Origin of the sequence: Hyalangium gracile, from assembly GCF_020103725.1 — a bacterium.
Taxonomy (GTDB): domain Bacteria; phylum Myxococcota; class Myxococcia; order Myxococcales; family Myxococcaceae; genus Hyalangium; species Hyalangium gracile.
On the sequence record NZ_JAHXBG010000028.1, the window covers coordinates 125,218 to 148,171 of the forward strand.

Consider the following 22,954-nt stretch of genomic DNA (forward strand, 5'->3'; position numbering starts at 1 on the left):
AGGGAGAGCGGGACGCCGGGGCGGGCGGACCCGTCAGCGACGGGGGGACCCGCCCCGCAGCGAGGGACCCGCGACCTGTGTCCCTGGGCTGTGGGTCGGTGCTCTGAGCCGCCCGAGTTCCATGCAGTGTTCCCAGGGGCCCGAGCTCACCGCCGGATGAGTCGGGTACGCGCCATCGGTACGGTCTTGGCGGTGGGGCCGACGTCCGGCATGAGCGGAACGGGCGCGGAGGTGGCCTCTCGCACAAGCTCGATCAACTGCCGCCGGCCTTCGGGCAGCGGGGCCTCCGAGCCCGTGAGCGCGAGCAGCTGCTGCTGGAGCACCTCGCCCGAGCGAGTGCGCCGCTCCCGGTCATGTCGCAGCAGGCCCATGATGATGCCGTCCAGCGCGCGAGAGATGCCCGGCACGAAGTGGGAGGGAGGCATGACCGCCTGTTGCATGGAGGCAGTCATCAGCGCGGCCTGGTTGTGGCCGTGCAGGGTGGGCTGCCCGGTGAGCGCCTCGTGCAGGGTGAGGCCCAGCGCGAAGAGGTCCGCCCGGCCGTCCAGCGGATCGCCGCGGACCTGCTCGGGTGCCATGTAGCCCGCCTTGCCGCGCACCGTCTCCGCCGCCTGCGTCAGGGAGAAGCGGTTGGCAGCGCGGGCAATGCCGAAGTCCGACAGCTTCACCTCGCCAATGCGAGACAGCAGGATGTTGGGCGGATTGAGGTCCCGGTGCACCAGCCCCAGCGGCTGGCCATCCGAGTCCGCGCGGCTGTGCATGTACGCGAGCGCCGAGGCGATCTCCGCGCCGATGTAGCTGACCACCGCCGGGGGCAGTCGTTGCTCGGGCATCTGCTTCAGCAGAGCGCTCAGCGTCAGGCCCTGCACGTACTCCATGGCCAGGAAGACGGTGCCCTGGTGGCGCCCCAGATCGAGCACCTGCACGATGTTGGGGTGGATGAGCAGCGAGCCCAATTCCGCCTCGCGCCGGAACATGGCGAGGAACTCCTCGTCGTCCGCATAGGCGGGGAGGACGCGCTTGACGGCCACCTGCTTCTCGAAGCCGCCCTCCGGGCTGTAGGTGGCGCGGAACACCTCGGCCATGCCGCCGGCGCCCAGCCGCTCGTGGAGGAAGTACTTCCCCATCACATCCTTCTCGCGGATGGCGCGCAGCGCGGCCTCGGCCTTGTTGATGATGATGCTGGCCAGGGTGGCCGTCAGGGGCCCATAGGCGAAGAGGAACACGCAGCGCAGCAGCACCATGGGAAACGTCAGCGTGCTCAGCGTGACGGGGGGGAGGGCGGGCCTCATCAGCAGCAGGTAGACCAGCATGTACTCGACCGCCGCCAGCGTCGCCGCGAAGTAGGCCAGCCGTTTGCCGGCCCGGAGCGCGCACACCACGATGAGAGCGCCCCAGGCGAGCGCCGGAGGCGTGGTGAGGGAATACTCGGCGCCGTGGAACCGCACCTCGATGGCGCACGCCACCGCGGGGATGGAGACCGTGATGGCGCTGTCCACCCACGGCAGGGCAGGGTGATAGCGGCCCCGGCGCAGCGCCCACAGCGTGACGGAGTAGTAGATGCCCAGCCCGCCCGTCAGTCCCGCGAGGCTCAGCGACAGGCCCCACCCAATCACTCCGACGAGCAGCAGCGACGCCGTGCACCCCAGCGCCATCATCCCCCGCATGAAGCGGGCGATGGCGATCTCGCGGGGAACGGCGTCCTGCTCCAGGTACTCCTGCAACAGCCGGGTGGGATGGTTCACCTGAGGAGTCGCGCCCCGCATGGCGCGGCAGTCTATCCCACACCTCGATAGCTCACAGGCGCCCCCAGGAGGCAGCCCGCCGCCGAGACCCACTTTAATATTGAAAATGAGAATCGGTATCAACTAATGTGCCGTGCACGAGGTGGTCATGCCGAAAACGAACCGAAGCTGTCAGCAGCACACCCTCGCCCACGGGCCGGTGGCCCAGGTGCAGAGCTGTGGAGATTGTGGCTCCATCTCGATTCACCTGGGGCCGATGAGCATGCGCCTGGACGCCGAAGCGCTACGCTCGCTGTGGATGACGCTGGGCGAAGCCGTCGAGCAGCTCGATCGCGATCACCCGTCGACCTTTACCCGAGCCATGGCGGGGCTCTCCCGAGGTGACGCATGAACGTAGGAACGCCGATGACGAAGCCCGAGCGTCGGGCCGTGCGGCTGCTGGCCATCGCGGCTCTCTGCCTGGTGCAGGGGGCCTGTGACTCCGAGGACGAGCCGGAACCGGAGCCGCAGCCGCAGCGGTGCGAGGCCAGCGCGGTGAGCTGCACCGAGCAGAGCATCGACCAGCTGGATCTGCTCACCACCGTCTCCACGGGTGAGGTTCGGGAGGAGGGGACGACCTCGGGCGAGTTCCACACCTACGTGGACGCGCGCGCGGGCGGCCTGTCTCCGAACCAGTCCTATACCTACCTGAGCTTCACGAAGGATGGGCTGACCCGCGTGTCGGTGGATGATCAGGCGGCGCTGGCCTCGACGGACTGGGACATCGCCTTCCGCCGCTACGTCATCCGGGTGAACAGCGGAGTCTCCGGGCCCTCCTGCGTCACGGTGGCGAAGGCTCCGGAGGGCACCCCCTTCGAGTCGGTGACGTCGGTGGACTCCAGCTGGGAGTTTCGCAAGGAGACCTACTTCGACGCGACCTGCCAGCTGGTGACCGACGACTCGGGCATCGGCGCGCCGGAGGCGGTGCTGGGCAGCTACTGGAGCTATGAGGGCTGCCTGGCCATGACGGGCAACGTCTTCGTGGTGAAGCTGGCGGATGGCCGCCACGTGAAGCTGACGGTGACGAGCTATTACGATCCGGCGGTGCAGGACACCTGCGACAAGACGGGGTCCGCGCCGCAGCCCACCGGGGCCGCGCAGATCCGTGTCAGGTGGGCCTTCCTGCCGTGAGGTTGACGGCGCTGTTGTTGCTCCTGGGGGCCGCGTGTACCCCGGACGTTCGTCCTCCACATGAAGAGCCCTCGTCGGGGCAAGGGGCTCTTCTGGCGGGCGTGCGTCCCACGGAGCCGTCCGCGCCGCCACCGCGTTTCGAGTCCAGCGAGCAGGTGGAGTCCATGGTATCGCCGGGCGGACGATTCCGTGTGCACTTCACCCGCTCAGGGCCCAACGCGGTGGCGGCCGCGGACGTGGATGCGAGTGGAATACCCGACGCAGTGGAGCTCGTGGCGGTGACCTATGATCGGGTCGCGAGCTTCTACGCCGGGCTGGGCTACCGGCTGCCTCCCGACGACGCCTGGGTGCAGGGCGGCAATGGCGGCGACGAGCGGTTCGACGTGTACTTGGTGGACTTCGCCGGGCGCGCGGACGGGGCCTTCCGGCTGGACGGCTGCCTCGACGCGAGCACGCGCTGCACCGGCCACATGCTCCAGGAGAACGACTTCGCCGGCTACAGCTACCGCTCTTATGACGAGGCGGTCGCCACGCTGGCGAGCCACGAGTTCTTCCACGCGGTCCAGGCGGCCTACAACCCCGGGCTGGGGATCGTCGCGTCGGAGGGCACCGCGGTGTGGGCCACCGAGCGCTTCGATCCGAGCCTGGGCGACCTGGAGCACTTCTCCTCCTCGTACATGGACCGCCCGGATCGCAGCCTGGTGCTGGATCCCGAGGGCCCCGCGCTGGCGTTCAGCTACGGCTCCTCGCTGTTCTTCCAGTTCCTGGGGGAGCGCTTCGGGGATCGGATCCTGCTGTCGTTGTGGGAAGAGAGCCTGGTCTCTCCGGCAGTGCGCTGGCCAGTCATGCTGGACACACGTCTGCGCCGGGACCATGCGGCGGACTTCGATGCCGCCTTCGCCGAGTTCGCCCGATGGAACGTGGCCACCGGCTCGAAGGCGCAACCGGGACAGGGCTACGCGCGGGGAGCGGGCTATGCCGAGCTCTCTCCGGACGCCAAGAGCCTCCCCGTGGATGAGCCGTCCGTGCGAGTGGCCGCCGCATCGACCCGCTATTTCGAGGTGGCGGGTGGAGCGCAGGAGGTCTCGGCGAGCTTCCAGCCCGCGGAGGGCGAGGAGGGCGCGGCGCTCCACCTGTTGATGGTGGCGATGTCCGACAAAGCCGTGCTGAGGGTGGCCCGAGTCGACGGGCCCGGAACGCTGGTCGCGCAGGTGTCCGCGGCGGACGCCACCCGGGTGGTGGTGGCGGTGGTGGATGGACGTCACGAGGGCACGGGCCGGTATGGGCGGCTGTGCATCGCCAGCGGCTCCTCGATCCAGCCCTGCGGTGGGATCGAACCAGTGCCCGAGGAGGAGGGTTGCCAGTCCGCGCCAGGAGGCCTGTCCTGGCTGCTGCTGATGCTCGTCCTGCTCCCAGCCTCACGGCTGCGAGCGAGGCGTGTGGAAGCCTGGCTGCCGCGCCAGGCTCACTGCACCAGGAAGAGGTCGGAGGCCTTGGCAAAGTTGCCCTGACCATCCGACAGCTCCACCACCCAGAAGTAGGTGCTACCGGGCTGGAGCGCGCCGGCCTTCCCGTCGTCGTTGTAGAGGATCTGCGACTGGGAGAGGGGAACGACGCGATTCCACAGCAGCTGCCCCGAGGGCCTGTCCTTGAAGACCATGAGGCGTTGGGTAAGCGAGGGCGGGAGGTTCGCGGGCGGAAGCCAGTAGAAGGTAGGCGTGGAGGAGCTCCTCGCCTTGAGCACGGGAGCGAGCAGGGTCACCATGGGCAGGACGGGGGGCGTGTCCACGGCGAGCGACTCCGTGCTGCCGTCGGTGTAGCGAACCTCGCCGGTGAAGCGCGTTCCGGGAGGAATTCTCGGCGCCAGATCGGCCGCCACCCACTCGAGCCGGAAGGGGACTTGCGCCAGGCCGACGACCGCACCGAAGAGCGGGGCGGCGAAGCTGCCGGGCACGTCATAGGGGACTGGCAGGACCTGGCCGCCGACCATCCGCACCGCAGCGGGCTGCTTGCCGCCGGGCACGAAGGAGAAGTCATAGAAGGTGCCCCCCTGCTGGAACCAACCCGGCTCGAGGTGATGATGCTGCTGGAGCGAGGTGGCTCGGACGCGGGTGGGGACCGGGACGAAGCTCAGCGTGGGCGCGCTCACGGGCGAGGTGCCGCGCACGGCCACGAGCGGGCGTTCGTCGAGTCGTGGAGTGGCGCGCTCGAGGAAGCCATCGTCATTGGCATCCAGCCACGCCCATACCTGGTAGTCCCCGTCCAGCAGCCCGGGGATGGACCAGGAGACGCTGGAGCTCGTGGCGGGCACGCGGGTGATCAGGATGTTCGGCCCGTTCCATGCGGCGACATAGACCGACCCGGACGGTGAGGGCGCTTCCAGCTGTACCTGCCCGCTGAGGGTGGCTCCTGCTCCCGGAGCGAGCCCCACGTTGCCGGCGGAGAGGGAGTGGGTCACCCGCCCCTCGACGCTGCCCAGCAGCGGCGCGACGCCGACGTAGTAGCGCCCGGGAGCCAGTCTCGGGATGACCACGAGGTGGCCGTGCTCGAGCAGCGAGTGCGCGGCGGACACGGTCATCGAGCCCAGGAAGTTGCCGGGCCCGGGTTCTCCCTCATGGTTCCAGTAGATCCGGTACGCATCCGCCAGCTCGCCATGAGGCCCCAGCGGGCTTCGCGATCCGCCGAAGGCGACGAACAGGCGATCCTGCAGGCCCACCGCTTGAGGAGAGCCCGAGACGTCTCGGAGCGCATGACTCCGCGAGGGATCCGCCAGGGTGACATCCAGGACCTGGTCCTCGCCCGTGACACGGAGAGGAACGAGGGCCATCGGATCCGTGGCGAGGTTCAGCCGGCCCGTCCCCTGGGTGTCCATGAAGGCGAGCACGTAGGCAGGCGCCGAGGAGCCCTGGATGGGAGAGAGGCTGTAGGGGCCAGGCGCATCGAGGCTGGTGCTCACCTGGGGAATCAGCGAGTCCCCGCTGCCATGGCCCCACGCGAAGAGGACATACACCCGTCCTGCCTTCTGTCCGGTGTAGTGGACGGTGCCGCTCACCGTGGCGCGTAGAGCCTCGGATGTCACCGTCACGGTGGCGAGCGCGGAGACATCGCGATTACCCCGGACGCGAACCGACAGGTGGAAGGTGCCGGGCGCGTAGGGGGCCTGGTAGATGATCGCCTTGTCCGTCTCCGTCTCGAGGATCGTACCGCCCCCATCGCCCTCCACCACGAGCCACTCGAACTGCTCAGAGCCGGTGCCGTTGGAGACCTGGACCTCGAATCGGGTCGTGCTCCGCGCCTGCAGCTTCAGGGTCGCCGGCAGCAGGGCGATGCTGAGGGGGGGCGGGGGAATCCGCACGCGCACGCGGGCATGCGCGAAGGCCTCGGGGTCCTTCACGCTGGTCGCGCGGAGCTCGGAGGTGCCCTCCTGGAGCGGAGCCGTGAACAGGCCCGCGCTGTCCACCGTGCCTCCACCGGATCTCACCTCCCACAGCACACGCGTGTCATTCGTCCCCGTCACGATGGCCTCGAGGCGAACGGTCTCGCCGGGGAGGACCGCCGCCGTCGCTGGGCTCACTCGCACATCCACGACTTCGGGAGGTGAGTCCTTGGAGCAGGCCACCCCGGCCAGTACCCACAGGGGTACCAGCCAGGAGAGGGGCGAGACGGAGCACACGCGCGCTTCGGGGACTCGGGCAGGACGCATGGAGAGCAAGTCTGCCCGGGGGCCGAGGTCCCCGTCATCCAGGGCAGCGGAGGGCCTGGATGACCACGGGTGGGGCAGGGCGGCCTAGAAGCCAGCCTCCTCGAGCTGCTCGATCAGACGATCGATGGCCTGGGTGGCGTGGGTGTGGCCGGCGCGCTCGTAGTCATGGCGCACGTACTCGAGCGTGCCCACCCAGTCGCCATCCGGCGGCGCGTCCGCGATGCGGCCCAGCACGCGCATCAGGGTGTAGACGCCCTCCTCGGGCTTGCTGGGGTTGCCACGGGCCGCGTCCTGGAAGAGCTGCTTGACGAAGTCGTCCACGCTGGCGCCCGGGGGCGCGAAGTCCTTGTACTCGCGCACGATGCTCTGCAGCGTGTCCAGGCCAGAGTGCTGGCTGTCCAGCTCCAGCAGCGGGTAGCGCAGGGACAGCTCCGTGGCCACGCGCTCGCTCACGCCGACCGCCATCAGCTCATCGGCGCCCAGCTCCTTGGAGGGGATGATCTTCCCGGCGTTCCGCTGGGCCTCGGCGAAGGGCACGCGGTTGGCCAAGTAGAGCGCCTCGAGATCGTGCGCGGGCAGGGGAGAGTGGGGGTTGTTGCCGGGCGAGTTGAGGAAGTAGACAGTGGCCTTGTCGCCACCGGCGCGGCGCTGGAAGTCCTCCACCGTGGCCGAGGGGATGTTGCCGCCCAGGCCGATCTCCGAGGGCACCGGATCCTGCACGTTGATGTAGTGCACGTAGTGCGGGCCGGCCGGGTAGTCGTGGGCCGCCGAGCCGAACGTCTCCACCTTCATGTCCTGGTAGCCCTGGCGCATGGTGTCCAGCGTCCGGGCATCGAAGCCCGTCTCCTGGGGCGTGCCCTTGAGGATCGAGTCGACGATCTTCAGCGCGTTGGAGGTGACGAGGCCGCCCTGGCTGTGGCCCACCAGATGGATGGGCTTGCCCTGGGACAGCTCCGCGAGCACCGTCTCGGCCAGCGCCACGGAGGCGGGGTTGAGCCACTCGGGGTTGAGCGTGTCGACGCCCGACTGGGCCAAGTCGCGCAGGAAGCCGGCGGTGGAGTTGCGCACGCCGACGGTGGCGCTGCCCGTCAGGTCCGCCAGGTACTGCAGCGAGCTGGCCTGGCCCGCCGTGTCCGTGAGGATGCCGTTGGTGTAGATGAGCGTCTCGTCGTTGCGCACGCCGCCCCGCGGGGTGAACGGCTGCACGTCGGAGATGGCGGTGTCCGGCGGGTACATCAGGATGACGGGCTTGCCGCTGGCATCCACGCCGCCCGAGCCCACCAGCATGCCGTCGTACTGCAGGTCCGGCGTCCCGGGCTTGAAGGGGACGGGCTGCGGGTTCGCCGCGCGCTCGAGGTTGCCGCTGCGGATGCGCTCCATCGACTCATTGGCGCGCTGGACATGCGGAGGCGTCCTGCCGGTGCCGCCAGAGCCACTCGCCGCGTTCAGGCCGCGGGTGCTCGTCGCCTGGGCCTGGAACGAGTCCTGGTGGAGGTTGCGGATGGTGGGAGAGCGCGTCTCCCTCACCGGGTTCCGGGACGGCGTCTCCCGGGAAGAGGAGGGCGCCTTCCGGGGGTCGGCCTTGCGAGCCGGAGCATCGGAGCGCCGGGAGAGGGTCTTGCCTTCCGAGGAGGAACGGATGCGAGCCATGACGTCACCTTTGGAGAAACGAGCGAGATAATGCAGTTATCTCGCGTGCGACGTCAGCGGTTGTCTCGGGCGCTGCTTTTCCCTTCGGATTGACGTGCCCGACACCGAAGTGTCCCAACCATGAGACACCCTACCTCCCAGGTCTTGAGAAGACTCAGCCCGGGGACACTCGTCGCAGGTACTCGGGATTTTCCTGTTTGTGTCATCAACGGCTTTTTCCAAACCAGTCGGTAAATGAAGGTGAAAGCGAACTCCCTGTTGACCTCTGATACCCAGAACATTCACAGTGCACGCGCTTCACCCAATCCCCCAATCCCCCGAGGTTCAGATGCGTTCTGCCAAGTTCATGCGCCGTTGGGCTGTCGCCAGCGGGCTGTCGCTGCTGGCTGGTTGTGGTCCCGAGATGCTCGAGGAGAAGCTCCCGCAGGAGCTCGCGTCCGGTGAGCAGGAGATCGTCGGTGGTACCGCGACGACGATCGGCGCCAACCCCTGGCAGGTGTCGCTGCAGACCAGCTCCGGCTTCCACTTCTGCGGCGGCTCGGTGCTGAACGAGAACTGGATCCTCACCGCGCAGCACTGCGTGAACGACGGCGGCTCCATCTCCAAGCCGGCGAAGATCCTGGCGGGCAGCACCCAGGTCAACGGCAGCGGGCAGTCCCGCGCGGTGGCCGAGGTCATCGTGTACCCGGGCTACGTGGATGCCAGCAAGGGCAAGGACGTGGCGCTGCTGCGCCTGTCCACGCCGCTGGATCTGAGCGGTGCGAACGTGAAGGCGATCCCGCTGGTCACCGCGTCCGACGCCTCCTCGGGCGTCACCAACACGGGCGTCGTCACGCGCGTCACCGGCTGGGGCACGCTGTCCAGCGGCGGCTCGAGCCCCACCACGCTGCAGACGGTGGACGTGAACATCATCAGCAACAGCTCGGCGCAGTCTTCCTACCCGAGCGAGACCATCACCGCGGACCAGCTCGCCGCGGCGGCCCCGGGCAAGGACTCGTGCCAGGGTGACAGCGGTGGCCCGCTGACCGTGCTCAAGGGCAGCACCCGCGTGCTGGCCGGCGTCGTCAGCTGGGGCTACGGCTGCGCCGACTCGCGCTACCCGGGCATGTACGCCCGCGTGTCGTCCTTCGAGAGCTGGATCACCTCGAAGATCAACGGCACCACGCCTCCTCCGGGCTCGACGCTGCTCTCGCAGAGCAACCTCTCGGGCTCGAGCGGCACCTGGAAGCACTACACCATCACCGTCCCGGCGGGCGCCACCAGCCTCACGGTGACCCAGTCGGGCGGCTCGGGTGACGCGGACCTCTACGTCCGCCGGAGCTCGCAGCCGACGACGAGCGCGTATGACTGCCGCCCGTACCTCAGCGGCAACAGCGAGACGTGCTCCTTCTCCAGCCCGGCCTCCGGGACCTGGTACGTCTCCGTGCGTGGCTACTCCACGTACTCGGGCGTCTCGGTGACCGCGACCGTCCCGTAACGCATCCCTGTAACGGATTCACGGCGGCGCCGGCTTCTTCTCGAGGCCGGCGCCGTTGTCTTTTCAGCCGAAGCGCGCTCTCAGGGCGGCGTGAGTCGTGCCTCGAACACGCGCGCCCAGTGGGCCAGCACCTTGCGGCGCCGGGCGCTGTCGTCGTGGAGCAGGTTGGCGAGCGCCAGCCCACGCAGGAGATCGAGCGTCGCGCGCACGGTCTCGCGGACGTCGCGGTCGTGCTCGTCGAGCCCCAGCAGCTCGACGGTGAGCCGATGCACCTCCCGGCCCACGTGTGTCTCGAGTGGCAGCAGCTGCGCCTTCAGCTCCTCGTCGGTGACGGCCGCCACCCACAGGTGCGTCGCGGCCCTGAAGAGCGGGCCAGTGTAGACGTCGGCGAGAAGGTTCAGCAGCGGCTCGAGGCGTCGCTGGCTCTTCGGTAGCTCCTTCGCGCGCCGCACGAGCTCCTCGACCTGCTGCCGGAAGACGTGCTCCACGGCGGCCGCCACGAGGGCCGCGCGCGTCGGGAAGTGGTGCTGGCAGGCGCCCCGCGACACGCCCGCGCGCTCGGCGATGGCTCCGGTCGTGGCGCCCGCCCAGCCCTGCTCCGCGAGCACCTCGATGGCGGCCGCCATCAGCTTCTGCCGCGTGACACGGCTGCGCTCCTGCTCCTGTCTCGTCGCTCCAGTCTCCGTACTGCTCATGTCGCCATCTTGCTGCGTGGCTCCGGAAAAAAGCAATCACGCTTGCTTTTTTTGAAAGCGGCATCGATCCTCCGGGCGCTCAGCACCCTCCCGAGGAAGCTCATGCAGCAGACCCAGGAACACCGCGCCATCCGCCAGACCGTCCGTCAGTTCGTCGAGCAGGAGCTGAACCCCCACGTCGATGCCTGGGAGGCCGCCGAGATCTTCCCGGCGCGAGAGGTGTTCCGGAAGCTCGGCGAGCTCGGGCTGCTGGGCATCACGAAGCCCACGGAGTTCGGCGGGCTGGGGCTCGACGCGTCATTCTCGGTCGCCTTCGCCGAGGAGCTCGGGCACTGCACCTGCGGCGCGCTGCCGATGGCCATCGGCGTCGTCACGGACATGGCGACCCCGGCCCTGGCCCGCTTTGGCAGTGACGAGCTGCGGCGGGAGTTCCTCGCGCCCACGCTCGCCGGGGAGCGCGTCTGTTCCATCGCGGTGAGCGAGCCTGGCGCCGGCTCCGACGTGGCGGGGGTGAAGACGGTCGCGCGCCGCGACGGTGACGACTACGTCATCGACGGCAGCAAGATGTGGATCACCAACGGCATGCAGGCCGACTGGATCTGCCTGCTCGCGAACACGGGCGACGGGCCGGCGCACGCGAACAAGTCGCTCATCATCGTGCCGATGGATCGCCCCGGCATCACGAAGTCGAAGATCCGCAAGCTGGGCATGTGGGCTTCCGACACGGCGCAGCTCTTCCTCGACGGCGTGCGCGTTCCGGCGCGCTTCCGCATTGGCGAGGAGGGGCGCGGCTTCGCCATGCAGATGCAGCAGTTCCAGGAGGAGCGGCTCTTCGTGGCGGCGAGCACCCTCATCACCTTCGATCGGCTCATCACGCAGACGGCCGAGTACACGCGGCAGCGCCAGGCGTTCGGGCAGTCGATTCTGGACAACCAGACCGTCCATTTCCGACTGGCCGAGCTGCAGACCGAGGTCGAGGCGCTGCGGGCGCTCATCTACCGGACCGTCGAGCTGTACATCGCGCGCAGGGACGATCCCGAGGTCGTGAAGCTCGCCTCGATGTGCAAGCTCAAGTCGGGCCGTCTGGCCCGCGAGCTGGCGGATGGGTGCCTCCAGTTCTGGGGCGGCATGGGCTTCACCTGGGACAACCCCGTCGCACGCGCCTACCGGGATCTGCGTCTCGGGTCCATCGGCGGCGGGGCCGACGAGGTGATGCTCGGGATCATCAGCAAGGCCATGGGAACCCTGCCTCGCAAGTCGCGCGGCTGAGGAGGACAACACGATGGGCTATCGATCAATCTTCGCTCCAGGCGCCTTCTCGGGCCGTACGATCATCGTCACCGGGGCCGGCAGCGGCATCGGGAGGTGCACGGCGCACGAGCTCGCGGCGCTCGGCGCGCATGTCGTCCTCGTCGGCCGCAAGCCGGACAAGCTCGCGCACGTCGCCGGTGAGCTCGCCGCCGAGGGCCACGAGTCGACGCAGCACACCGTCGACATCCGTGACGAGGAGGGTGTTCGCACCATGGTCGCCGCCGTCGTCGCGGCGCGCGGTCGCATCGACGGGCTCGTGAACAACGCTGGCGGACAGTTCCCCGCGCCGCTCGCGCAGATCTCGAAGAAGGGTTTCGAGGCGGTCGTCGCGACGAACCTCACCGGAGGCTTCCTCGTCGCGCGCGAGGTGTTCATGCAGTCCATGTGCGACCACGGCGGGGCGATCGTCAACATGCTGGCGGACTCGTGGGGCGGAATGCCGGGCATGGGGCACTCGGGTGCGGCGCGCGCGGGCATGTTCAACCTGACGCAGACGGCAGCCGTCGAGTGGGCCTCCGTCGGTGTCCGCGTGAATGCCGTCGCCCCCGGATGGGTGGCTTCGAGCGGCCTCGACACCTACAAGGACCCGACCGTCCAGGCGCTCATCCCGGAGCTGCGCAAACAGGTGCCGCTGTACCGGCTCGCGACCGAGTCCGAGGTGAGCGCCGCCATCGTGTTCCTCCTCTCGGACGCGGCGGCCTTCATCACCGGCGAGGTCATCCGCATCGACGGTGGCGCCTCCTGCAGCACGAAGGTGTTCCCGCTGCCGGAGCACTCGACCTCGAAGCCGTACGAGGGGTTCCACCTGGCCGCGTCGCCGCGAATCCTCGGCGACAAGAAGGAGAAGTGACGTGCCCCGACTCGTTTCCCGCATCGATCCGGCCTCCGCGAGCTTCTCCACATACAGGACGGAGATGCTCGCCCGCGTCGCCGAGCTGCGCGCCATCGAGGCGAAGTCGCGTGACACCGAGCAGCTGGCCCGCGAGAAGTTCCAGAAGCGAGGACAGCTCCTGCCCCGCGAGCGCCTCGCGCTGCTGCTCGACCGTGGCTCTCCCTTCCTCGAGCTCTCGACGCTCTGCGGCTACAAGCACCACGACGACACCGACGGCTCGCTCGCGGGCGGCAACATCCTCATCGGGATCGGCTTCGTCTCGGGGGTGCGCTGCCTCGTGTTCGTGAGCAACTCCGCCGTGAAGGGGGGCACCGCGACGCCCTGGGGAGTCCAGAAGTCGCTGAGGGCGCAGGCGATCGCGCTCGAGAACCGGCTGCCTGTCGTGTCGCTCATCGAGAGCGGCGGCGCGAACCTGCTCTACCAGCAGGAGATCTTCATCCCAGGCGGAGAGACCTTCTACAACCAGTCCAAGCTGTCGGCTGCCGGCATCCCGCAGATCACCATCGTGCACGGCTCCAGCACTGCGGGCGGGGCATACATCCCCGGGCTCTCGGATCACGTCGTCATGGTGCGCGGCAAGGCGAAGGTGTTCCTCGCCGGACCGCCGCTGCTGCGCGCCGCGACCGGTGAGGTGGCCACGGACGAGGATCTCGGTGGCGCCGAGATGCACGCCACCGTCGCCGGCACCGCCGACCATCTCGCCGAGGACGATGCCGATGGGATTCGCATCGCTCGAGAGATCATCGCGTCGCTCGGGTGGAACGACTCGTTGCCACCGCTCGAGCGCGCAGCCTTCGAGCCTCCGCGCTACGCCGCCGACGAGTTGTGCGGTGTCGTGCCGGTCGATCATCGGCGGCCCTATGACTGCCGTGAGGTGATCGCGCGGATCGTCGATGGCTCGGACTTCGCGCCGTTCAAGGACGACTATGACGCCCTCACGGTCTGCGGCTGGGCGCGTGTCGAGGGTCGGTCCATCGGAATCATCGGCAACAACGGGCCGATCACCCCCAAGGGGGCGACCAAGGCCGGGCAGTTCATCCAGCTCTGCTGCCAGGCACGGACGCCGATCGTCTACCTGCAGAACACGACCGGCTACATGGTCGGTACGCAGTCGGAGCAGGGCGGCATCGTGAAGCACGGCGCGAAGATGTTGCAGGCCGTCGCGAACGCGACGGTGCCGCAGGTGACGTTCCTGATCGGTGGGTCCTTCGGTGCTGGCAACTACGGCATGTGCGGTCGCGCGTTCCACCCGCGCTTCATCTTCGCGTGGCCGAACGCGCGTACCGCGGTGATGGGCGGCGAGCAGGCGGCGAGGGTGCTGTCCATCGTCTTCGGCGAGAAAGCTCGCCGCGACGGACTGCCCGTCGACGAGGCGGCGATGAGCGAGATGACGCGGCCGCTCATCGAGCAGTTCGATCGTGAGTCGGACGCGTTCCACTGCAGCGCCCGGCTGTTCGACGACGGTGTCATCGACCCGCGGGACACGCGGCGCGTGCTCGGGTTCATCCTGTCCACCTGCGACGAGGCCGCGCGCCGCACGCTCTCGCCGAACACGTTCGGCGTCGCCCGGCTGTAGCGAGGAATTCGATGAAGCGCATTCACAAGGTGCTGGTGGCGAACCGGGGTGAGATCGCCGTGCGCGTGCTGCGGACCTGCCGCCGCCTCGGCCTGCGTACCGTCGCCGTGTTCTCGGATGCGGACCGGGACGCGCCGCACGTGCGGCTCGCGGATGAAGCGGTGCGCCTGGGGCCGCCGCCGGCCAGGGAGTCGTACCTCTCCATCGAGCGGGTGATCGCGGCGGCGAAGTCGTCCGGGGCCGACGCCATTCATCCCGGCTATGGCTTCCTCTCGGAGAACGAGCACTTCGCGCGCGCATGCGTGGACGCCGGGCTTGTGTTCATCGGACCGCCGGCCGAGGCCATTGCGCTGATGGGAAACAAGCGACAGGCGAAGCTGCGCATGCAGGCCGCCGACGTGCCGTGCATCCCTGGTTACGAAGCGGCGCGTCCCGGCGAGTCGCTCGACGACGAGGCGCTCGTTCGCGAGGGCACGCGCATCGGGTTCCCCGTGATGGTGAAGGCGGCGGCGGGCGGTGGTGGACGCGGCATGCGCCTGGTTCGCGACGCCGACGCGCTGCTTGGGGCCATCCGTTCCGCGCGCTCGGAGGCGACGAACGCATTTGCCAGCGGTGAGCTCATCCTGGAGCGAGCCATCGAAGGCGCGCGTCACGTCGAGGTGCAGGTCTTCGCGGACGAGCACGGGAACGCGATGCACCTGGGCGAGCGCGACTGCTCGATCCAGCGGCGGCACCAGAAGGTGGTCGAGGAGAGTCCTTCGCCAGCCGTCACGCCGGAACTCCGCGAGCGCATGGGGGCCGTGGCGGTCCAGGCGGTTCGTGCCATCGGCTACCGAGGCGCTGGTACGATCGAGTTCCTGCTCGCGCCGAACGGCGACTTCTTCTTCATGGAGATGAACACGCGCCTGCAGGTCGAGCATCCGGTGACGGAGTTCATTACGGGGCTGGACCTGGTGGAGTGGCAGCTGAGAGTCGCCGATGGGGAGCCGCTCCCTCTGAAGCAGTCGGAGCTCACCTTCCGCGGCCATGCCATCGAGGTGCGGCTGTGCGCGGAGGAGCCGGAGAGCGGCTTCCTTCCGCAGACGGGACGGCTCCTCGCGTGGGTGCCGCCGACGGGGGAGGGGGTCCGAGTCGATCACGGCGCGCGTGAGGGCCAGGAGATCACGCCGTTCTACGACTCCATGCAGGCGAAGCTCATCGCGCACGGGCCGGACCGGGAGACGGCTCGCGAGCGACTGGCGGCGGCGCTGCGGGAGCTGACGGTGTTTGGCGTCACGACGAACGGCGCCTTTCTCCAGCGCGTCCTCGACCATGACGCGTTCCGTTCCGGGCGGTACGACACGGGCTTCGTCGCCGCGCACATGCCGCCGGAGAAGCTGCGCGAGCTTGGCCAGGCCTCCGCCGAGGAGCAGGCTGTCCTGGCCGCGCTGTTCTTCCATGATGACGCGATGGCGCTCGCCCGACGGGGCGGCTTCGACCCGGCGCAAGCCGGCTGGAGCAGCTCCTTTGCCCTTCCTGTGCCGCTGGTGTTGAAGGCCGGGGTGTCGGAGTTTCGTGCCGTCGTTCGCCCTGTTTCGCCGGCGGAGTATGAGGTGCGCATCGGCGACACGGGATTCACGCTCTCCCTGCGCTCGAGCGCCGCAGACCGCGTCGAGGTGGAGGTCGCCGGAAGGCGACGATCGGTTCGGTACCTGCGCGCGGGGGAGGCTCTGTGGTGCTCGCTGGACGGCGTCACGCGCCACGTCCGTGATGTCTCGTTCCGGCCGCCCTCGGAACGCGAGCGCACCGGCGACGGCCGCGTCCGCGCACCGATGGACGGCCGCATCATCCAGGTTCGCGCCCAGGTGGGAGCATCCGTGACACGGGGCGAGCTGCTCGTCGTCCTCGAAGCCATGAAGATGGAATCGCCGCTCGTCGCCCCCACCGACGGCGTCGTCTCGGAGGTGAACGTCGCTGTCGGGGCGCAGGTGCCGGCCAGACACGTCGTCGCGGTCGTCACGCCCAAAGGCAAGGAAGTAGCATGAGGGGCGCACCTCGACTTGCCCCCACGGGCTGATCGGAGCACACGATGGCCGTGTCCCAGGAAGAGATCTACAAGCGCATCAGCCGCATCTCGTTGGGTGACATCGTCCACCGCTCGGCGAGGCGCTGGCCTGAGAGGACGGCGCTCGTCGACGGGGATCTCGAGCTCTCGTATGCGGAGCTCGACCGGCGCTCGAACGCCTTCGCGCACTACCTGCTCGCGCAGGGGCTCCCGCGCGGCGCGCGTATCGCCATGATCTGTGGCAACTCGGCGCAGATGGTGACTGCGTTCTTCGGCATCTACAAGGCTGGCCTGGTCTGGGTGCCGATCAACCCCGGCCTCGCGGTCGACGCCATCCGCTACGTCCTCGAGCACGCCGAAGCGACCCACGTCGTCATCGACGCCGAGTACCTCGCGAAGCCGGAGCTGCGGGCGATGCTCGACGCGGTCGGCACCCGCATCATCGTGTGCGTCCCCGAGGGGCAGGCGTCGCCGGGTGGAAGCACCACGGCCTTCCTCGACACGCTGAAGGGGCAGCACGGCTCCCTGCCGGAGGTGGACATCGAGAGCCACCAGCTTGCGCAGATCATGTACACGAGCGGCACGACCGGCCAGCAGAAGGGCGTCATGCACTCGCACGCGTCGGTGCACGCGGCCCTCAGCGGGAACCTGTACGAGCTCGGGCTGCGGCCAAGCGACTCGACTCTCTGCGTGCTGCCGATGTTCCACTGCGCGCAGCACGCTGTCTCGATGACGTTCCTGCTCGGCGGGGGGACCGTGGTCGTGCGGCGGGTCTTCGAGCCGGGCGCGATGCTCGAGACGATCGCGCGGCGTGGCATTACGTTCTTGCTGGGCCTGCCAATCATGTACGGCGCGATGCTCGCGCACCCTGCGAGGCCGACGACGAACCTGTCGAGCCTGCGGCTGTGCCTTTACGTCATGGCCCCGATGGCGCGCACGCTGCTCGTCCAGCTCCTCGAGCACTTCTGTCCTGGAGGCTTCGCGCTGGCCTCGGGACAGACCGAGATGTACCCGGCGACGACCATGTTCAAGCCGGAGCAGCAGCTCAAGCGGTTCGGCTCATACTGGGGCGACTCGGTCGTGACGAACGAGACCGCGATCATGAGCGACGACGGCCGGTTGCTCGATCGCGGCGAGGTGGGGGAGATCGTCCACCGCGGTCCGAACGTGATGCTCGGCTACTACAAGGACCCGGAGGCGACGGAGAAGGCGCGAGCGTTCGGCTGGCATCACACTGGCGATCTCGGCATGTTCGACGCGGACGGCCAGCTCCTCTTCGTCGACCGCAAGAAGGACATGATCAAAAGCGGTGGCGAGAACGTCCCCTCGATCAAGGTTGAGGAGGTGCTCCTGCGCCATCCCGCCGTTCTCCAGTCCGCGGTCGTCGGGCTGCCGCATCAGCGCTGGTCCGAGGCGGTCACCGGCTTTGTCGTGCTCAAGCCCGGAGCCGCCGCGACGGAGGCAGAGATTCTTGCGCATTGCCGGCAGCACCTCGGAGGCTTCGAGGTGCCGAAGGCCATCGTCCTGCTCCCGGCGATGCCGCAGACGACCACCGGCAAGGCGCAGAAGTTCGTGCTCCGGCAGCAGTACGAGCGGCACTACGGAGACTGAGGCCTTACTCGTCCGGAACGAACCATTTCGGGCTCGGGGGGCGTGCTTGGGTTCGCAGGGCTTCGAGTGCGACCTCTTCGAGTTCGTCGAGCGTTGCCGCCCGACGTACCCAATGGTGGCCTCCGTGAAGGGTGACACGGGCCTCCCAGCTTTCTCCCGAGTGATAGAGAAAGACTGGTGGTCCATACACCTGGATGTGCTCAGGCAGGTATTCCAGGGTGGACGAGTCGCGAGGGGCGGGCGGGATGGTTGGGGCGCGCGGGGTGGGTGGAGTGGCCACGAAGAGCCCTCAGGGGGCGAAGCATGTCTGAGGCTTGACGCTGACCATCACGGCCCGCGTCTTCTGCAACTACCTGCCAGCGAGGCCGGCATCCCCTTCACCGTGCGGCTGCCACGGAGCCGTAGCGCCTGCCATCCGCCTCGAGGACATGCGTGTCGGCACCACGCACCTCTTCTTGAACCCCTAATCCCCCGTGGTCCGAGGAGCGTTGCTGGTAGCCTTACCTCTGGAGGTTTCGACGGGATATCGCTGGGCGTTCCTCGCGAGCTTCTTCTCGATCGCGTCCCGCAGATCAATGTCGAGGTCGTGAGCAAGCGTGATCATGTAGATGCACAGGTCCGCTAACTCATCACGTATGTCCGAGCGGCGCGCCTCCACCAACGCTGGAAGGCGCGCATCATCGGTCCACTGGAAGATCTCCAGGAGTTCTGCCGCTTCGATCGAGATCGATGCGGCGAGGTTTCGAGGGCTGTGGAACTGTTTCCAGTCCCGCTCCTCACGAAACCGGATGAGCTTCTCTTCAAGGTCCTTGAACATGCGTCCGCCTTTCCGGTGACGGGAGGGAAGGCGACGGCCCTCCCTTGCGGAGGAATGACTCGAACCGCTCGCGCGAAGCCTTGTCCATGAAATGGACATAGGTTCCGCGCATCCCTCGAGTGAGGAGCACCCGATAGACAGCACGCAGTTTCTCAGTCGCCTCATGCGGCGTCTTCCGGAGGCTATCCGTAAGGGCCTTGTCCTTGCTCTTCGCGAGGTTTCCCACCCAGTCTTCACCAGTCCAGACGAGGTCCTCACCGAAGATGACGCCCACGTAGTCGAACTCGAATCCCTGGACAGAGTAGATGGAGCCGACCTGAGCGAAGTACGCATCGGATGTCTCGTTCGCCCACTTGTAATACTGGTTGTCCAGCGGGCGAACGTCGATTCCGGTCTTCTCAATCCACGGAGCCGACCAGCCGCCAAAGCGAGCGTCCTTGATATCGTGCACCACCTGGCCGGTCGGACTTGGCGGTGACCACTTCCAGCAGAAGCCGGCCACCATTCGGGACTTGTAGCCTTGGCTCCGTCTGCGCTGCAATGCTGCCTGCACGTCGCCTGGCGAATCGAAGATCCGGAACTCGTATTCGGCCTCATCCTCGGATGGGTCGTACCAAGCCAGCGTGGAGCGTGCGCTGTAGCCAAGCACGTGGTCAACCCACTCCACATACCCAGCGCTGCCGTTGCAACGAAACTGGGCGTTCAAGTCGATGATCACCGGCTCGATGCCGAGCCGCCTGGCGTGCTCCAGGATGTAGGAGGAGTGGCCAATTTCCGAGGCGCGGACCGCTTGGTTGTCATCCAGGAACAAGGCCGTGACCTTGGCTGCGGAGACAATCTCCTCGAGCATAGGAGTCGTGGAAAGAGCTCGGAACTTCTGGAAGCGTGTCCCCCGCCGGAAATCCCAGAGGCGGTGGGCTTCGTCTCCCACGACCAGATCGATGCCTCCGGAAATCTTCGTACCTGCGGTGGCGACATCCGCGAAGGTGGAGAAGAGGTGCCCCACGGGGAGCTTGTTCCGGGCCTTCACGTTGAAGTTTTTCTTCACCCACTCCAAGGAGAACGCCTCCGTCTTGGCCTTGAGGACAGTTTGGAAGGCCTTCGAGCCGGAAGCATGGATGACGCTCCAGCCCTTCTGGGCAGCATGACCAACCAGTTGGATGGCCAGGACGCTCTTGCCAGTCCCTGGACCGCCGCGCACCAGGATGATGGCCTTCTTGCCGGTACTCCTGGCCTGATCCACCGCTCTCAGGATGGTGTCGTGGGCAATGAGCTGCTCGTCGATGAGCGTCCACTCGTCGATGCCTTGGATGACCGAGGCGACCCGCTCGAGCAGTTTGGGGGACGGCTCCACCGTTCCCTCGGTGATCCATGCTGGGAGAGCCAGGTCGGCCTCACCTCCTATGGACTCGGCGAGAAAGGCCCGAAGGCGTTCCTCCTCCCCAGCCGTGAAGAGCGGGACTTCCGTAGGGAGATAGCCGAACGCGGCCTTGTCTCGCAGAACGTCGATGGACGGCCCATGTGTGAGGTTGTGCAGGTAGGCACAGGCTTGAATCCGCATCTGCTTCTGTGTGAAGGCAGAGTGGAAGTAGCGCAGCAGTGCCGCATACTCACGAGCCTGAGCGCACGGGTGCAGATCGACGGCTTGGTTTCTGACCACCTGGTTCTCGCCAGCGGGTCGGGAGACTTGGCCCCATTGCTTGAGTTCAATGACCAGGGCACAGGGAGTTCCGCTGGGGGACCTGCCCACCAGCAAGGCATCGCAGCGTCGGTTGCAGAGAGGAACACGCAGCTCGAGAAAGATTGTTGCGGCATGGAGTTCCGCCGTGTCGAGCGCTTTGGCCAGCGCCGCGCACGAGTTCTTCCACGCGGTCTGCTGCTCTGGACTTGGCTCCCGCTCTTCCGAGTGTTGGTACGCCTGGATCAATGCAGGAGCGATGTGTCCAGCACTCGCGTCTTGGATGAAACGCGCAACGCTCGCAAAGTAGAAATGCATGCCTTGGCAGGCTAGCACTTATATCGGGTTTTTCGGCTTGGATGCAGTCCGCTGGGGATTCAGTCCGCCTGGGAGCCTGAAAAGCACCGGGGCCGGAAACCGCTGAGATTCCAGCGGCTTCCGGCCCCGATTTGTGTCCCCGACGGGATTCGAACCCGTGTTACCGGCTTGAAAGGCCAGCAGCTTTCTAGAGTGCGGGGCAGGCTGTATCGTGGCACTTGGCGCCACCTTGGCGCCACCCACGCGAGGCCCCCATGTCCGCCGCTCTGCCTGCCCCTGATGCCCCGAAGTATGAGTCCCAGAAGCGCGGGCGCCCCTGGCCGGGTGGGTTCGTGCGGCTCGCTCGCGGGCGTGAGGTGTTCGTGATCGAGCGCCGGATCGGCAACGGCGCGCGGAAGAAGATCGCGCTCGACGTGCGGACGGAGCGGGAAGCGCTGGCCGAACTGGCGCTGTTCGAGCGCGACCCGGCCAGCTATCGGACGCGGAAGCAGCAGCAGCAAGAGCGCGCGAGCGTCGCCGCTGGGATTCGGCTCGACGCGGAGACTCTCACGGAGTTCTCGGAAGACGCCCGAGCCAAGGTGGAGCGCGGGGAGCTTTCCGAGGGCCATGTTCGCCACACCCTACAGCCGTACCTGAGGGCATGGGGCGCGGCGCTCGGCGGGCGCGAAATGCGCGCGGTGACGCTCGCGGAACTGAACGCGATGCTCGACGGGTGGCCGACCGCACGTCACAAGCGGATCGTCGCGTTGAAGGCGTTCACCGCATGGGCACGGAAGACCGGACGCCTTGCTCGGAAGGACGATCCCACGCTTGACCTTGCCGTACCTGCGGCGACGCCGCGCCCGGTGGAGGCTCGAGCGTTCACAGCGGAGAAGGTCGCCGCGTTCTACTCGGCGCTGCGCGACTACACGTTTTCTCCCGGGCACGGGGAAGACGCCCCCGAGGGCGCGCCGCGCGTGACGGTGGACCTGCAACCCATCCGGGATGTGTTCGTCATCCGGGCGAAGTGCGGAATGCACGGCACGGAGATCGAGCGGCTGGCGCGAGGTGAGGGGACGATCCGCGTGATCCAGAACGAGGGCGAGATCGCCGGCACGCTGGTATTCCCCCACAAGCGGGGCGGGGAGCACGTCGTCAGCGTGGACGCGCAAGCGCTCGCGGCTGCTCAACGGTTGCAGGCTGCGGGCAGGGCGCCCGATCGGGTGGCCACGTCGCGCGCCGTCGCTCGCGTCATCGAGCGGAACCCGGATCTGCGCGGGTTCGCGTTGGAGAAGATGCGGCACACCTTCATTACGTTGGGGGCCGCAGGGCGCGTCGTTACCGCGCGGGCGGGGGGTGTTCCCGTGGAGCTGCTTAGCCAGGTGGCCGGCCACACGAGCACGGCGACAACGCGCCGCCACTACCTGGGGGCCCACGTCCCGCCGATGGTCGTCTTGCCGCTGCAACTCGTCAACGAGGACGACCCGAAGATCCCGGCGAAGAAGGGAGGCGCGAAGTGAGCAAGCCAGCGCCACCGAAGGAATGGGATCCCTACGAGACTCCCGCGCGGTGGTCCAAGCTGGGAGAAGAGCGAGTCGCGACGATGGCTCGGCTCGCGGAGGAGGGAAATACCGACGCAGGGAGGCAACTCGTTGATCTGGCCGCGCGTTGTATTCGGGACGGTCGGCCTCTACCAGAAGGGCTCAGGAGTTGGATTGCGGCCCGGCTCGCTGCCGTGGTGAATGAGCCGACACGCGCGGGCGAAATGCTCCGTGTAGATCGAGGACAGCGCCCCGGGCGCGAGCCGGCGCATCCCAACGACATGAACAAGCGGCTCGAGTTGGAGGCCATGCAGGACCGGGCAGCTTGGGCAGTTTTTCAGGAACTCCATAGCGAGGCACCGACCAAGCGCGAGCGAAAGGCCGTGCTCAAAGACGTTAGCGAGTGGCTCCGTACTGAGGGGTGGCTGAACCCGAGAAACGGGAAGCCCTACGCACCCAGCACCGTGGGCAAGTGGTACGGGGAGCGCCTAGCGAAGATGGAGGCCGAGACCCTCCGACTCGCTGAGATCCTCAAGACGCTCAAGGACTGAACTCCAAACCCGGGGGGATTTGGCGCTCGCGCGACTCATGAGACATGAACCTCATGAGCACAGGCACGAACCCCCGACGTTCTCACCCGGCGAACTCCGCCCCGCTATCTCTCGAACTTAGAGCCTATCTCAGTAGGTAGGGAATGAGGGCAGCGACCTGATGGGTTAAGTAAGGAGGAGGAAATGAAGAATGGGA

17 protein-coding genes are annotated in these 22,954 nt (G+C 67.7%); 11 read left to right on the forward strand and 6 right to left on the reverse strand.

The window, feature by feature from the left end; translation table 11 throughout:
- Positions 1 to 146: 146 nt before the first annotated feature.
- Positions 147 to 1,766, reverse strand: coding sequence for a serine/threonine-protein kinase (locus KY572_RS38750; RefSeq protein ID WP_224248762.1), 1,620 nt, complete (start codon positions 1,764 to 1,766; stop codon positions 147 to 149).
- A 127-nt stretch (positions 1,767 to 1,893) separates the two neighbouring features.
- Here KY572_RS38750 and KY572_RS38755 point away from each other — a divergent pair, with 127 nt between their 5' ends.
- From KY572_RS38755 to KY572_RS38765, 3 genes are read left to right on the forward strand one after another with little or no spacing between them, the layout of a single operon-like run.
- Complete coding sequence (locus KY572_RS38755) at positions 1,894 to 2,136, forward strand: hypothetical protein (RefSeq protein ID WP_224248763.1); 243 nt, start codon at positions 1,894 to 1,896, stop codon at positions 2,134 to 2,136.
- Positions 2,133 to 2,915 (forward strand): HmuY family protein, encoded by a 783-nt coding sequence (locus KY572_RS38760; RefSeq protein ID WP_224248764.1) that lies wholly within the window; start codon positions 2,133 to 2,135, stop codon positions 2,913 to 2,915. Before KY572_RS38755 ends, KY572_RS38760 begins: the two co-directional genes overlap by 4 nt.
- Entirely contained in the window at positions 2,912 to 4,426 is a 1,515-nt protein-coding gene (locus KY572_RS38765) for an MXAN_6640 family putative metalloprotease (protein ID WP_407660078.1), read from the forward strand. The genes KY572_RS38760 and KY572_RS38765 overlap by 4 nt, the downstream gene beginning before the upstream one ends.
- On the opposite strand, the gene KY572_RS38770 is transcribed toward KY572_RS38765, so the two are convergent.
- Positions 4,381 to 6,489 carry an Ig-like domain-containing protein gene (locus KY572_RS38770; protein ID WP_224248765.1) on the reverse strand — a complete coding sequence of 703 codons (2,109 nt, stop codon included), beginning with the start codon at positions 6,487 to 6,489 and terminating at the stop codon, positions 4,381 to 4,383. The two genes, KY572_RS38765 and KY572_RS38770, sit on opposite strands and share 46 nt — an antisense overlap.
- Positions 6,490 to 6,702: 213 nt before the next feature.
- Positions 6,703 to 8,268, reverse strand: a complete 1,566-nt coding sequence (locus KY572_RS38775; protein WP_224248766.1) for a lipase family protein — start codon at positions 8,266 to 8,268, stop codon at positions 6,703 to 6,705.
- Positions 8,269 to 8,596: 328 nt separating this feature from the next.
- Here KY572_RS38775 and KY572_RS38780 point away from each other — a divergent pair, with 328 nt between their 5' ends.
- Entirely contained in the window at positions 8,597 to 9,745 is a 1,149-nt protein-coding gene (locus KY572_RS38780; protein ID WP_224248767.1) for a trypsin-like serine protease, read from the forward strand.
- A gap of 80 nt (positions 9,746 to 9,825) precedes the next feature.
- Here the strand turns inward: KY572_RS38780 and KY572_RS38785 are convergent, their stop codons facing one another.
- Complete coding sequence (locus tag KY572_RS38785) at positions 9,826 to 10,440, reverse strand: TetR/AcrR family transcriptional regulator (protein ID WP_224248768.1); 615 nt, start codon at positions 10,438 to 10,440, stop codon at positions 9,826 to 9,828.
- Between the two features lie 102 nt (positions 10,441 to 10,542).
- Here KY572_RS38785 and KY572_RS38790 point away from each other — a divergent pair, with 102 nt between their 5' ends.
- Genes KY572_RS38790 through KY572_RS38810 form a run of 5 tightly spaced genes read left to right on the forward strand, consistent with a single transcriptional unit; the run spans position 10,543 to position 17,874 of the window.
- Positions 10,543 to 11,709 carry an acyl-CoA dehydrogenase family protein gene (locus KY572_RS38790; RefSeq protein ID WP_224248769.1) on the forward strand — a complete coding sequence of 389 codons (1,167 nt, stop codon included), beginning with the start codon at positions 10,543 to 10,545 and terminating at the stop codon, positions 11,707 to 11,709.
- 13 nt (positions 11,710 to 11,722) lie between these two features.
- Positions 11,723 to 12,601 (forward strand): SDR family oxidoreductase, encoded by an 879-nt coding sequence (locus KY572_RS38795; protein ID WP_224248770.1) that lies wholly within the window; start codon positions 11,723 to 11,725, stop codon positions 12,599 to 12,601.
- Between the two features lies 1 nt (position 12,602).
- Complete coding sequence (locus KY572_RS38800; RefSeq protein WP_317987955.1) at positions 12,603 to 14,219, forward strand: acyl-CoA carboxylase subunit beta; 1,617 nt, start codon at positions 12,603 to 12,605, stop codon at positions 14,217 to 14,219.
- Positions 14,220 to 14,230: 11 nt separating this feature from the next.
- Positions 14,231 to 16,243, forward strand: coding sequence for an acetyl-CoA carboxylase biotin carboxylase subunit (locus tag KY572_RS38805; protein ID WP_224248771.1), 2,013 nt, complete (start codon positions 14,231 to 14,233; stop codon positions 16,241 to 16,243).
- Positions 16,244 to 16,287: 44 nt separating this feature from the next.
- Positions 16,288 to 17,874 carry an AMP-binding protein gene (locus KY572_RS38810; RefSeq protein ID WP_224248772.1) on the forward strand — a complete coding sequence of 529 codons (1,587 nt, stop codon included), beginning with the start codon at positions 16,288 to 16,290 and terminating at the stop codon, positions 17,872 to 17,874.
- Between the two features lie 463 nt (positions 17,875 to 18,337).
- Here the strand turns inward: KY572_RS38810 and KY572_RS38815 are convergent, their stop codons facing one another.
- Both KY572_RS38815 and KY572_RS38820 read right to left on the reverse strand, forming a co-directional pair.
- On the reverse strand, positions 18,338 to 18,691 hold the full coding sequence (locus tag KY572_RS38815) for a nucleotide pyrophosphohydrolase (RefSeq protein ID WP_224248773.1): 354 nt from the start codon (positions 18,689 to 18,691) through the stop codon (positions 18,338 to 18,340).
- Entirely contained in the window at positions 18,675 to 20,687 is a 2,013-nt protein-coding gene (locus tag KY572_RS38820; protein WP_224248774.1) for a DUF2075 domain-containing protein, read from the reverse strand. The genes KY572_RS38815 and KY572_RS38820 overlap by 17 nt, the downstream gene beginning before the upstream one ends.
- Positions 20,688 to 20,941: 254 nt before the next feature.
- On the opposite strand from KY572_RS38820, the gene KY572_RS38825 reads away from it, so the two are divergent.
- Together KY572_RS38825 and KY572_RS38830 are read left to right on the forward strand one after the other, a co-directional pair.
- The gene (locus KY572_RS38825) at positions 20,942 to 22,186 is read left to right on the forward strand and encodes a site-specific integrase (protein ID WP_224248775.1); all 1,245 of its coding nucleotides are present in this window, start codon (positions 20,942 to 20,944) and stop codon (positions 22,184 to 22,186) included.
- 302 nt (positions 22,187 to 22,488) lie between these two features.
- Positions 22,489 to 22,758, forward strand: coding sequence for a hypothetical protein (locus KY572_RS38830; RefSeq protein ID WP_224248776.1), 270 nt, complete (start codon positions 22,489 to 22,491; stop codon positions 22,756 to 22,758).
- Positions 22,759 to 22,954: the final 196 nt, after the last annotated feature.